Source organism: Methylophilus luteus, from assembly GCF_042676265.1.
Taxonomy (GTDB): Bacteria; Pseudomonadota; Gammaproteobacteria; order Burkholderiales; family Methylophilaceae; genus Methylophilus; species Methylophilus luteus.
Map to the genome: position 1 here is coordinate 300,773 of NZ_JBHTKB010000003.1, position 12,075 is coordinate 312,847.

The window sequence follows — 12,075 nt, forward strand, 5'->3', positions numbered from 1 at the left end:
GCATCATGCAACTTTCGGATTTTAACAATATTGATTTAAAAAACGCCGGCAACCTGCCAGTGCCCATGAAAGTCGTGTTGCTGAGCATATTGGCAGTCGTGCTGCTGGTGTTGGGCTATGTGTTCCTGCTCAACCCTAACCTCAAGGCACTAAACACCGAAAAAGAAAAAGAGCAGGGCTTGCGCGATGAATACCTCGCCAAAAAGATGCAGGCGCTGCGCGTGCCAGCCTATGAACAGCAAGTGCTGGAGATACAGCGTACCTTTGGTGTGTTGCTCAAGCAATTGCCGGATAAATCCGAGATGGATGGCCTGCTGACCGACATCAACCAGGCCGGTTTGAGCCAGGGTCTATCGTTTGAGGCCTTTGTGCCGCAGCCGGAAGTGTTTGCCGAGTTTTATGCCGAAAAGCCTATCAGCATCAAAGTGCTGGGGCGTTATCACGAACTGGGTGCTTTCGTCACCGAAGTGGCCAAGTTGTCGCGCATAGTCACTTTGCACAATCTGCAAGTGCAGCCGTTGGCCAAAGACGAGAAACAGCCGCATAAAGACATTCTGGTCATGGAAGCGGTGGCCAAGACTTACCGCTATCTGGACGCGGAAGAAGTCGCGGCACGCAAGGCACAAGAAGACGCCAAGGCAGGTAAAAAATGATGCGTATCCCCACCCTGACCATGATCGGCCTGAGCCTGTTGCTGGCAGCATGCGGCGCCGCTAAAGAGGATGATCTGACGCAGTTTATGAATGAAGCCAACCAGACACCGGTAGCGCCTATAGAGCCATTGCCGCAGGTGCAGGGTTTTTCACCCAAGCAATATAACGCCGATGGTGTGTTGCATGACCCGTTCCTGCCACGCAAGGCGGCGGTGCAAAACACGTTTCAGCCTGACCTCAAACGCCACAAAGAACCGCTGGAAGCTTATCCGCTGGAAAGCCTGAAGTTTGTCGGCGTGATGAGTAAAAAGAGCAAGACCTTTGCCACCATACAAACGCCGGACAACATGGTTTACCAGGTCAAGCCCGGCAATTATATGGGCGAGAAGCTGGGGCTGATCACCGCGCTGGCAGAAAACCGGCAGACATTGAAGTATGAATTAAAAGTTAAAGAGACCATTCAGGACACGGTTACTGGTGAATGGGCCGAGCAAATGACGACATTGGAATTGCAGGAACATCAATGATGAAAACACTGATATCTTTTGCTACGCAGCTAGCATTATTTTTTGTTGGCATGACCACGCACGCGGCACTGGCCGCCGACATGCCGGCTGGCAATAACCAGCTGCAGGCAGTGGAGGTGACCACACTACCCGGTGGGCGGCTGAACGTGCAGCTGCAACTGGCGCAGCCTTTGTCTGCAGCGCCGGCCAGCTTTACTCTGACCAATCCGCCCAGAGTGGTGTTTGATATCCCGCGCACCAGTAATGCCACCGGCAAGAATGTGGTGACTATCAATCAGGGGGCGTTGAAATCGGTACAGGTCGCGCAGGCGAATGACCGCAGCCGCATCGTGCTCAATCTTTCCAAGCCGGTACAGCATCAGTTGCAATTGCAACAAAATAATCTGCTGATCGCGCTGGCGCAGGACAGCAGCGAGCTGGCCCCTGCCGCGGCGGCAGTCAGACGCTATGCCGAACCGGCCGCGGTCGCGAATCACCGCATCCAGAATATTGATTTTGTGCGTGGCAAGAATGGTGAAGGCCGTATCATGGTCGACCTGTCTGACAGCCGCGTGGGCGTGAATGTGCGCAATGCCGGTAAGACCGTGGTCATCGATTTCAGCAACACCGAGTTGCCTGAGTCGCTGCAACGCCGCCTCAATGTGATCAATTTCAACACGCCGGTGCTGTATGTAGATGCTTTGCGCCATAACAACCAGGCACAGATCGTGATCGAACCGCAGGGTGACTGGGAGCAGTCGGCTTATCAGGCTGACCGCAAACTGGTGGTGGATATACGGCCAGTGGTCAGGGACCCGAATAAATTGATCCAGGGCTCCAAGCAGGGCTATGCCGGTGAAAAGCTATCACTTAACTTTCAGCGTGTGGATGTCAGGGATGTATTGAAAGTGATCGCTGACTTCACTGGTAAAAACATCGTTGTCAGTGACTCTGTCTCCGGCAGCGTCACCATAGGCCTGAAAGATGTGCCATGGGACCAGGCGCTGGATGTGATCATGCAAAGCAAAGGTCTGGATATGCGTGTGAATGGCAGTGTCATCTCCATCGCCCCGGCCGAGGAATTCGCAGCCAAGGAGAAAGCGCAATTAACCGCAGACGCAGAGCGTGAAACGCTGGAAACCTTGCGCACCGAAGTATTCTCCCTCAAATACCAGAAAGCAGCCGATTTCAGGAATATGTTATTGGGTGGCGGGCCCAGCATGACCGGCGGCGGCGCTTCAGCCGGTGCTGCAGTGGGCGGTACCAGTGGTTCTGGCGCAGGGCGTATGAACCGCATCCTGTCACAACGCGGTAGCGTCACCTTTGATGTGCGTACCAATACCATCTTTGTGCAGGATACGCCCAAGAAGCTGGATGAGATCCAGGCCATCATCAATAAGGTCGATGTGCCGGTAAAGCAGGTGATGATAGAGTCACGCATGGTGATCGCTTCGAATACTTTTTCCAAGGCTTTGGGTGCGCGTTTCGGCATCACGCAAACCGGTACGCCGGGCAGCAACACCAATATGACAGTCAGCGGCTCTTTGGGTAACCGGTTTACTGAAGTCTCCGCCACCGGTGTCGCTACCCAGGGCACGCATAACGGCAGCATACAAACCGCCAGCAACAATGGCAGCACCTTGACCAGTTCTGACGGCTTGCCTGACCTGATGTCCAACCTGCCAGTCAGCAACGCTTACGGCGGTATCGCCCTCAGCCTGCTTAAACTGTCAGCCAATTTGCTGTTGAACCTTGAATTGTCAGCGCTGGAGGCAGACTCACGCGGTAAAGTGATCTCCAGTCCACGCGTGACCACGGCCAACCAGCAAAAAGCACGTATCGCGCAAGGGGTGGAGATCCCTTATCAGACGGCTACCAGTAGCGGTGCCACTGCGGTCAGCTTTAAAAAGGCTGAACTCAGCCTGGAAGTGACGCCGCAGATCACGCCGGACCAGAAGATCATCATGGACCTCGATGTGCGTAAAGACAGCCGTGGCGAGAACTTGCCTGGCGGGGTGGCGATCAATACGCAGAACGTGCAGACGCAAGTGCTGGTCGGCAATGGCGAAACCGTTGTTCTGGGCGGTATTTACGAGCAGGTGTCACGTAAAAGTACCGATAAAGTGCCATTCTTTGGTGACTTGCCGGTGGTTGGCTATGCGTTTAAACGCAACACCAAGCAAGAGGACAAGACTGAACTGTTGATCTTTATCACGCCTAAAGTGATGGATGAAACGCTGGCTTTGAACTAAATTGCCGCTGGCAAGCCCGGCTGTTACTGACAGCGGGCGTGCTTTGCCTTAAAATGCCCAACTGGATCGGTTGGGCTTTTTTATGAGCGGGCGTATACCAAATAATATTTTTTTAATCGGTTTGATGGGTGCAGGCAAAACCACGGTTGGCAAATTGATCGCCAAAAACCTGGGCAAAACCTTCTATGATACCGATCACGTGATAGAGCAGCGCACCGGCGTCAAGATCCCTACCATCTTTGAACTGGAAGGTGAGGAGGGCTTTCGCAAGCGCGAGACCGCCATGCTCGAAGAGCTGGGGCAGCAGGATAATATCGTGCTGGCCACCGGCGGCGGCGCCATCATCGCCCCTGAAAACCGGGTGCTACTCAAACAGTATGGCTATGTGATTTATCTGCGCGCCAATGTCAATGAGCTGTACCTGCGTACCCGCAATGATAAAAATCGCCCCTTGCTGCAAAATGTAGACGTCAAGGCCAAGCTGGAGCAGCTGTTTCACGCCCGCAACCCCCTGTATACCGAAACTGCCGATCTGATCGTGGATACCGGACATCAGCCGGTGGCTGTCATCATCCAAAAAATTGAAAGCGCGTTGCAAGCGCTGGAGTCCACATGCAAACCTTAACTGTTAGCCTGGCTGACCGTAGCTACCCTATCCATATCGGCAATGGCCTGCTGAGCCAGGCCGAACTGATACTGCCGCACCTCAAGCGCAAACAGGTCGCCATCGTCAGCAATACCACGGTTGCGCCCTTGTATATGCAAGCGCTGGCCCAGCCTTTGCGCGACGCCGGTATCAGTGTCATTGAGATCATCCTGCCGGATGGTGAGGCTTACAAGAACAACGAAACGCTGCAAACCATTTATGACCATTTGCTGCAAAACCGCTGTGAGCGTAACACTACCCTGATCGCATTGGGGGGTGGCGTGATCGGTGACCTGACCGGCTATGCGGCAGCCACCTATTTGCGCGGCGTGCCGTTTATCCAGGTCCCTACCACTTTGCTGTCGCAGGTAGATTCCAGCGTGGGCGGCAAAACCGGCATCAACCACCCGCTGGGCAAAAACATGATAGGCGCGTTTTACCAGCCTAAGCTGGTGCTGGCTGATATAGATACCCTGAAAACCTTGCCGCAGCGTGAATTATCCGCAGGCGTGGCCGAAGTGATCAAATATGGCCTGATACGCGATGCCGATTTTTTTGACTGGCTGGAAACCAATATGTCTGCGCTGATGGCGTTGGATACTGCCGTGGCCAGCTATGCGATATATCGTTCTTGCCAGAACAAGGCCGAAGTGGTGGCGGTGGACGAGCACGAGCAGGGCGAGCGCGCGTTGCTGAACCTGGGCCATACCTTTGGTCATGCCATAGAAAACGCCATGGGTTATGGCGTGTGGCTGCATGGCGAAGCCGTGGCCACCGGTACCATCATGGCGGCTGACCTGTCACAGCGCATGGGCTGGCTCAATGCGGCCGAAGTGCAGCGCATCAAAGACATCATGCTGGCGGCCAAATTGCCGATAGAGGCACCTGACTTTGGCGCCGAAGAATACCTGCGGCTCATGCAACTGGATAAAAAAGTTTCTGATGGCCGCATACGCCTGATCTTGCAGCAGGCGATAGGCAAGGCGGTGATCACCGCTGATTATGATGCCGATAAACTACAGCAGACGCTCTCGCTAGCTGCTTGATCATATAAAGACCAACAATGACCTTAGCCAGCTTTGCCGCTCATCCCGAACAAACGCGTGGCCGCAAGGTTGTTGAGCAGGAATCGCCCACGCGCAATGTGTTTCAGCGCGACCGCGACCGCATCATTCACTCTACTGCTTTCCGTCGCCTGGAATATAAGACCCAGGTGTTCGTCAACCATGAAGGCGACTTGTTCCGCACCCGCCTGACCCACAGTATAGAAGTCGCACAGCTGACGCGCGGTATTGCGCGTACGCTAGGGTTGCATGAAGACCTGGCCGAAGCGATCGCGCTGGCGCATGACCTGGGCCATACGCCATTTGGCCACGCCGGGCAAGATGCGCTCAACCATTGCATGCGCGATTTTGGCGGCTTTGAGCATAACCTGCAGTCCCTGCGTGTGGTCGATCTGCTGGAAAACCGTTATGCCAGCTTTGACGGCCTGAACCTGAGCTTTGAAGTACGTGAAGGCATACTCAAACATTGTTCGCGCAAAAATGCCGAGCAGTTAGGCGATGTAGGCGAACGCTTCCTGCGCAAGCAGTCGCCCAGTCTGGAGGCACAGATCACCAATTTCGCCGATGAGATCGCCTATAACAACCACGATGTGGATGATGGCTTGCGCTCCGGCCTGATCACCATACAGCAGCTATCCGGCATACAGCTGTTTGCCGAGAATATGGCAGAAGTCAAACGCGTGTATGGCGAGATAGAAGAGAAACGCCTGATCCATGAAACCATACGCCGCATGATCAATGTGCTGGTGGTCGATCTATGTGAACAGAGCCAGCAAGCCATAGCCGCACTCAATCCGGCGGATATTGAGGATGTGCGTAAAGCAGCGTATCTGGTCGGCTTCAGCCAGCAAATTGCTGATAAAAACCACGAACTGAAACAATTCTTGCGCGAGCATCTATACCGGCATTACAAAGTCAATCGCATGAGTGCTAAAGCCGGCCGCATCATTGAAGAGTTATTCACTGCCTTTATGCAGTCACCCAAATTAATGCCGGATGAGCATCAACTGGCTGCCAGACAAGACCAGGCGCGTGCAGTCGCCGACTATATTGCCGGCATGACAGACCGCTACGCCATCCGTGAGCATAAGCGGCTTTTTTCGGTAGAAGAAAACTGGTAAAACACTAAGGCCGCTGCTGTGGCTGTGAATGAGGGTTGAGGCACCCAGGTTGGGTGACGTGAGATTGCCAGGTGGCTGGCAGGGCGGGTTAAGCGTATTACGGCAATAAAAAAAGCGAGTGGCGTTTATGCGCACTCGCTTTTTTTCTGGCAGTCAGCTATTTAGCGACTTGCCTTTCACGCATTTCATCCAGCGTTTTGCAATCAATGCAAAGTGTGGCCGTTGGGCGTGCTTCCAGGCGTTTGAGACCGATTTCAATGCCGCAGCCTTCGCAATAGCCATAATCGCCGCCATCAATGTTGCGCAATGTCTCGTCTATCTTCTTGATCAGCTTGCGCTCACGGTCACGGTTGCGTAATTCCAGCGCCATGTCTGATTCCTGGCTGGCGCGGTCGTTCGGGTCGGCAAAGCTGGTCACTTCGTCCTGCATGGTGTGCACCGTACGGTCAATATCGTGACTGAGTTCAGCTTTCCAGTTATTGAGGATATTTTTGAAATGATCCTGCTGTTTTTTGTTCATGTACTCCTCACCGGCCGCTGGCTGGTAAGGGATAAAAGATTTGTTAACGGTGTCTGCCATGATGGTTCCAAAGGACGAAACTACTTGTTATTACTGCCTTTACGGCGCTTTTTACTGCATTACGTTAATCAATAATCGCGCGAGTTTACACCGATTTTATGGGCTTGCAAAGCATCTTTGTCAGGCGGCGGCCTGGCGCTTAAGCCTGCTCTCTGAGTTCCAGCGCCTTCAGGGTATTTTCCATCAGGGTCGCCACTGTCATCGGCCCCACGCCACCGGGTACCGGGGTGATATAAGCGGCGCGTGACTTTGCCAGCTCGAATTCAACATCACCGGCCAATTTGCCATCCGGCAGGCGGTTGATGCCGATATCCACCACAATAGCACCAGGTTTGATCCATTCCCCTTTGATCAACCCTGGTTTGCCTGCTGCAGCCACTACCAGGTCGGCGCGCTGCACATGCGCAGCCAGGTCCTTAGTGTGGCGGTGGCAACTGGTCACCGTGCAGCCCGCCAGTAATAACTCCAGCCCCATAGGGCGACCCACATGGTTGGAAACCCCGACCACCACCGCGTCCAGCCCTTTCAGGTTGATGCCGCTGGCTTGCAGCATTTTTATCACCCCGTAAGGCGTGCAGGAGCGCAATTGCGGCTGGCGTACCGCCAATAAACCAATATTGTAAGGGTGAAAGCCATCTACATCCTTGGCCGGGTCTATCAGGGCCAGAATGGCGGTTTCATCAATATGATGCGGCAGCGGTGATTGCACCAGTATGCCGTCGGTTTCCGGGTCCTGATTCAAGCTCTGGATCAGGCTGAACAAGTCATTTTGTGAAATGGTGGAAGGTAATCTATGGGCTTGCGAGACTATGCCCACTTTCTCGCAGGCCAGCTGTTTATTGCGTACATAAATGGCAGAAGCCGGGTCATCCCCGACCAGTACCACCGCTAGACAGGGAGCACGTTTGCCAGCCTGCAGGCGTTGATCAATGTTATTTTTAATATCGTCTAACAGTTGATTGGCAATTTGCTTGCCATCAATAATGTGTGCGCTCATGAGCAAAAAATCATCGTTAAAAATAGAATTTTATCACATCAGGATTGACACGATTTCGGAAAATCGGTTATATTCCTGCTTTCGGCGTGTAGCGTAGTCTGGTAGCGCGCCTGCTTTGGGAGCAGGATGTCGGGAGTTCGAATCTCTCCACGCCGACCAGTTTCTCTGGTTTGCCCAATCGTCATGTAACACCTATCTGCTCGTAGCTCAACTGGATAGAGCACCAACCTTCTAAGTTGGGGGTTACAGGTTCGATTCCTGTCGGGCAGGCCAATGTAAAAGTCTCTATGGTGGCTGTAGCTCAGTTGGTAGAGTCCAGGATTGTGATTCCTGTTGTCGTGGGTTCGAGCCCCATCAGCCACCCCATTATCTTCCTCTAGTTTTCCTCCGGTTTAAACAGGTTCAAGACTAGCTTAAATTCAAAGATTAGTCGTAAATACTGGTTCTGATCGCAAATAAGTCATCAGCTTGCCTCTGTTAAAGTGTTCAAAAATCCTTATGTCGAACACATGACTACTCAATTGAATCTGAGCGAATTTATGCAGACGCTGACTGACCTTACCAAGGTCAGGGAGAGTCTTGCGCTGGATCCAGCCTTGCTTTCGCTCATGCAGCACTGGTTAAGTATTTTCGCGGCGCAACCACAGCCTATCAGGATGCAGGTATTATCGAGGCGGCAGCTGGTTTCGGTCATCTCCACACTGGGCAGCGGTGAGGTCACCCACGCGGCGTTTGATGGCTGGATGCCGGAAAATTACGCGTTGTTGCTCAACTATATGGACAAAGGCTCGCATCAGTATGAGTGCCTGGAAACAAATAGCGGCAAACTGCATATATTCCCTCTGCAACAGAGTATTGCGCACAAGCATGCCATTTTGCTTATTCAGCATGAAACGCTGGATGAGGATGCGATCAGCCTGATCAAGCAGTGTCTGGACATGTTTCATCACTATGCCAGCCTGATCATTGAGAATGAGCGTGATGCATTGACCGGCTTGCTTAACCGCAAAACCTTTGATCATTGCGTGAGCAAGATCCTGCTCAATGATTACACGCCAGAATTCAAGTTTCCACTGCACCATTTCCTGGCGATCTTTGATATCGATTTTTTCAAGAAGATCAACGATACCTACGGCCACCTGATCGGTGACGAAGTCCTTATCCTGCTTTCGCGGCTGATGCAGGAGACTTTTCGCGAAGGCGACCTGCTGTTCCGCTTTGGCGGGGAGGAGTTTGTCGGTGTTTTTTCTTGCGCTGATGAAAACGACATCACGGTTTTGCTGGAAAGATTTAAAGCCACTTTAAATGCCCATGTCTTTCCACAGGTCGGGCATGTTTCCATGAGTGTGGGCTGTTCGCGTATGGCGCTGAATGTGTTGCCAAACACAGTGCTGGAACGCGCGGATGAGGCTTTATACTATGCCAAGGATCATGGCCGCAACCAGATCTGTTTCTATGAAGAGCTGGTAGAAAATGGCCTGCTCAGTGACAGTACCATACAAGGTGAAGTCGAGCTGTTCTAAGTTTTCCCCTGGTTTTCCTCACAAAAACTGGCTGTACCCAACTGCCATTAGCCTGATGATTTGACATTTGTCGTTAACTATTATTAATATATGTTAACAATAATCAAATGGTCAGGGGGAGCGGATGCGTTTTACGGCCATACTACTTGCATGTTTATGGCTGACTGCATGCATCCCCCAGGCCGTTAATAACGGTGATCGTGCTGCCACTTTACACCTGCCTGAACTCACTTCTGAAGCTGCACTTGCAACACCGCTAGCCCCTAATCCTGAAGTCGAGACCTATGATGTAGAGTCTGGCCTGGTGCCCAACCCGCCTTTAAAGTCGGCGACACCCACGCTGTTAGTCAATCTTGTCGTGCATGAGGCGCCGGTGCAGGAAGTGTTGCAGGCACTGGCCAGGGAAGGCCAGCTCAATATGGATATCCATCCTGGCCTGAGAGGCAAAGTTTCCTTACATGCCGTGCAGCAATCTATCCCGGCGATCTTGTCACGCATTGCCAGGCAGGTGGATATGTATTACGAGTGGGGCAACGGTATCTGGTCGGTTGCGCCGGACATGCCGGTGTTGCGCAGTTATAGAGTCAATTATGTGAATATGACGCGCGATACCACTGGTTTTATCGGTGTTGCCAGCGAGATCAACAGTACCGGCAGGCCTGCGATCGGCTCCGGCCAAAATAATAATAGTGCCATGGCACAAGCGCAGCCAACCGTAACCGGCAATAGTAACAGTTCCCGAACGGCAGTCGCCACCCAATCCCGCTACCATTTATGGGAAAGCGTGGTGCAGAATATCCAGGCCTTGCTGGAAGAGACGGATAAGGCCAGCATCGCCAGGGATGAGGTGGTGGAAAGTGCCGCCTTAACACCTGGCCTAGCGCTGCCTGCCACTGAAACAACAGATGGCGCGGAATCGTCACGCACTACAATTGAAAAGACCATAGCGTCTGCGCAGACTGCTGTGCAGGCGGAAAAGGCACAGCAAGCACATGTACGCTGGCGCGCTTCACGCTTGATCGCTAACCCCGAGACCGGCATATTGACGGTGCGCGCGTCGCATAGCCAGCAGGCCCAGGTGAAATCTTATCTTGAATCCGTCATGCAGGTGGCAGCCAGGCAGGTGCTGATCGAGGCGACCATCGTTGAGGTCGAGTTAAGCAAAAGCTTTCAGATGGGCATAGACTGGAGTCGCTTGTCTTCTTCAGCCAGGCAAAGCGGCTGGCAATTGTCGCAATCGCTAGGCAGCGAAGCCGCCCACTTCAATCGCGATACCCGTAGCTGGGAAACCAATAACAGTAAAAATGCACTCGGCCAGAATAATGGCAACGTGGCGTTTATGCTGGGTTACCTGAATCCCTCCAGCCGCTTTGGCAATCTGAGTGCCAGCGTCACCTTGCTGGAGCAGTTTGGCAAGACGCGGGTGCTTTCCAGCCCTAAATTGATGGTGTTGAACAACCAGACCGCCATTCTGAAAGTAGTGGATAACCTGGTGTATTTCACCATTCAATCGCAGATATCGCAAAGCAGCAGCAATAACGCTGCCAACCTGCAGTCGGTGACCACCACGGCCAATACCGTGCCGGTAGGCTTGGTAATGGCGGTGACGGCGCAGATCAATGGCCAGAAGCGTGTCAATTTGAATGTTAGACCGACTGTCTCAAAAGTGTTGCGTTACATTGAGGACCCCAACCCGCAATTAGGCAGTGGCAGCACGCGCATCGTCAGTAGCATCCCCGAGATACAGGTGCGTGAAATGGAATCTGTACTCAATATTGCCAGTGGCAATGTGGCGGTACTGGGCGGGCTGATGCAGGAGGATCAACGGGATTTCAAGGATAAAGTGCCGGGGCTGGCGAGTATCCCTATCATAGGTTACGTGTTTCAAGGCATCAATCAGGCGGCCAGAAAAACCGAGCTGGTGGTGTTCTTGCGGCCAACCGTGATCGGCCTGGCAGATGTAAAAACCGGTGACCTGCAGCCTTTTGAGCCATTGTTGCCGGAATCATTGCCTGCCGATGAGTTTGATTTGAAGATAGGCCAGCCGCTGTGAATGCCTACGCTTTGATCAGGCAGCAAATGCTACGTGCCAAAAGCTATCTGGCGTACCGGCGCATTTATCGTGGGTCATGCATGCATAGCGTATATGCCAGAAGTGACAGAAGCTTGCTGGCAGTGCTTGCGGGCGGGTTGCTGCTGATGATATTGCCAGCACTGCAGCATGTTTTCTGGGCTGCGCAGACACAGGTGCTGGATCAGCCGGCACCACATTTCACCAGCAATATAGCTGCCATGCTGTCGCTGCCAGCAATAAATATGCAGGCAAAAAACGCTGACACATTGTTTAAGCCCGCTAAGCAGCAACCCCCCTCACCACAACAACAGGCGCAGACTGAATATATTCCAGCTAAAGCTGCCGTAGCTTATACACGGCCCTGGCAATTGCAGATTCTGCGTCCGCCGCTAGCCGCGCTTATGCGTGGTAAAATTGCCGACGGCTACCAGCACTTGCGATCCGGGCAGTTGGCTTTAGCCAGGCAGGCCTTTCTGACTGCCTTGACCCGCGATACTCATAGTGTAGAGGCGATGCAAGGCATGCTATTGCTGGCCAGGCAAGCGGGCGATAGCCAAAGCGAGGCTGATTACCTGGAAAGATTGCGGCTGGAGATTCCATACTATGAGCATGACCCTGAGTCTGCTAGCCAGGCTGATTCAGACCAGGGACAGAGCTAG

General features: G+C 53.0%; 11 protein-coding genes and 3 tRNA genes. 12 read left to right on the forward strand and 2 right to left on the reverse strand.

What is annotated here, in order from left to right; genetic code table 11:
* The first annotated feature begins 5 nt into the window (after window positions 1-5).
* From pilO to ACFQ1Z_RS13750, 6 genes are all read left to right on the forward strand, one after another.
* Window positions 6-653, forward strand: a complete 648-nt coding sequence (gene pilO / locus ACFQ1Z_RS13725; RefSeq protein WP_379058661.1) for a type IV pilus inner membrane component PilO — start codon at window positions 6-8, stop codon at window positions 651-653.
* Window positions 650-1,180 (forward strand): pilus assembly protein PilP, encoded by a 531-nt coding sequence (locus tag ACFQ1Z_RS13730; protein WP_379058664.1) that lies wholly within the window; start codon window positions 650-652, stop codon window positions 1,178-1,180. The genes pilO and ACFQ1Z_RS13730 overlap by 4 nt, the downstream gene beginning before the upstream one ends.
* Window positions 1,177-3,411 carry a type IV pilus secretin PilQ gene (pilQ, locus tag ACFQ1Z_RS13735; protein ID WP_379058666.1) on the forward strand — a complete coding sequence of 745 codons (2,235 nt, stop codon included), beginning with the start codon at window positions 1,177-1,179 and terminating at the stop codon, window positions 3,409-3,411. The genes ACFQ1Z_RS13730 and pilQ overlap by 4 nt, the downstream gene beginning before the upstream one ends.
* An 82-nt stretch (window positions 3,412-3,493) precedes the next feature.
* A complete protein-coding gene (locus ACFQ1Z_RS13740; RefSeq protein WP_379058669.1) occupies window positions 3,494-4,036 on the forward strand; it encodes a shikimate kinase in 543 nt (180 codons plus the stop codon).
* Window positions 4,024-5,103 carry a 3-dehydroquinate synthase gene (gene aroB / locus ACFQ1Z_RS13745; protein ID WP_379058671.1) on the forward strand — a complete coding sequence of 360 codons (1,080 nt, stop codon included), beginning with the start codon at window positions 4,024-4,026 and terminating at the stop codon, window positions 5,101-5,103. The genes ACFQ1Z_RS13740 and aroB overlap by 13 nt, the downstream gene beginning before the upstream one ends.
* A gap of 17 nt (window positions 5,104-5,120) precedes the next feature.
* Entirely contained in the window at window positions 5,121-6,242 is a 1,122-nt protein-coding gene (locus ACFQ1Z_RS13750; RefSeq protein ID WP_379058674.1) for a deoxyguanosinetriphosphate triphosphohydrolase, read from the forward strand.
* A 157-nt stretch (window positions 6,243-6,399) separates the two neighbouring features.
* On the opposite strand, the gene dksA is transcribed toward ACFQ1Z_RS13750, so the two are convergent.
* The gene (gene dksA / locus ACFQ1Z_RS13755; protein ID WP_379058677.1) at window positions 6,400-6,822 is read right to left on the reverse strand and encodes an RNA polymerase-binding protein DksA; all 423 of its coding nucleotides are present in this window, start codon (window positions 6,820-6,822) and stop codon (window positions 6,400-6,402) included.
* Window positions 6,823-6,961: 139 nt separating this feature from the next.
* The gene (gene folD / locus ACFQ1Z_RS13760) at window positions 6,962-7,819 is read right to left on the reverse strand and encodes a bifunctional methylenetetrahydrofolate dehydrogenase/methenyltetrahydrofolate cyclohydrolase FolD (protein ID WP_379058679.1); all 858 of its coding nucleotides are present in this window, start codon (window positions 7,817-7,819) and stop codon (window positions 6,962-6,964) included.
* Window positions 7,820-7,901: 82 nt separating this feature from the next.
* On the opposite strand from folD, the gene ACFQ1Z_RS13765 reads away from it, so the two are divergent.
* From ACFQ1Z_RS13765 to ACFQ1Z_RS13790, 6 genes are all read left to right on the forward strand, one after another.
* Window positions 7,902-7,978, forward strand: a tRNA-Pro gene (locus tag ACFQ1Z_RS13765).
* Between the two features lie 37 nt (window positions 7,979-8,015).
* A tRNA-Arg gene (locus ACFQ1Z_RS13770) sits at window positions 8,016-8,092 on the forward strand.
* A gap of 17 nt (window positions 8,093-8,109) precedes the next feature.
* A tRNA-His gene (locus ACFQ1Z_RS13775) sits at window positions 8,110-8,185 on the forward strand.
* Window positions 8,186-8,328: 143 nt separating this feature from the next.
* Window positions 8,329-9,342, forward strand: a complete 1,014-nt coding sequence (locus ACFQ1Z_RS13780; protein WP_379058681.1) for a GGDEF domain-containing protein — start codon at window positions 8,329-8,331, stop codon at window positions 9,340-9,342.
* 124 nt (window positions 9,343-9,466) lie between these two features.
* Window positions 9,467-11,395 (forward strand): hypothetical protein, encoded by a 1,929-nt coding sequence (locus tag ACFQ1Z_RS13785; protein ID WP_379058683.1) that lies wholly within the window; start codon window positions 9,467-9,469, stop codon window positions 11,393-11,395.
* Between the two features lie 80 nt (window positions 11,396-11,475).
* Window positions 11,476-12,075 carry a hypothetical protein gene (locus ACFQ1Z_RS13790; protein ID WP_379058686.1) on the forward strand — a complete coding sequence of 200 codons (600 nt, stop codon included), beginning with the start codon at window positions 11,476-11,478 and terminating at the stop codon, window positions 12,073-12,075.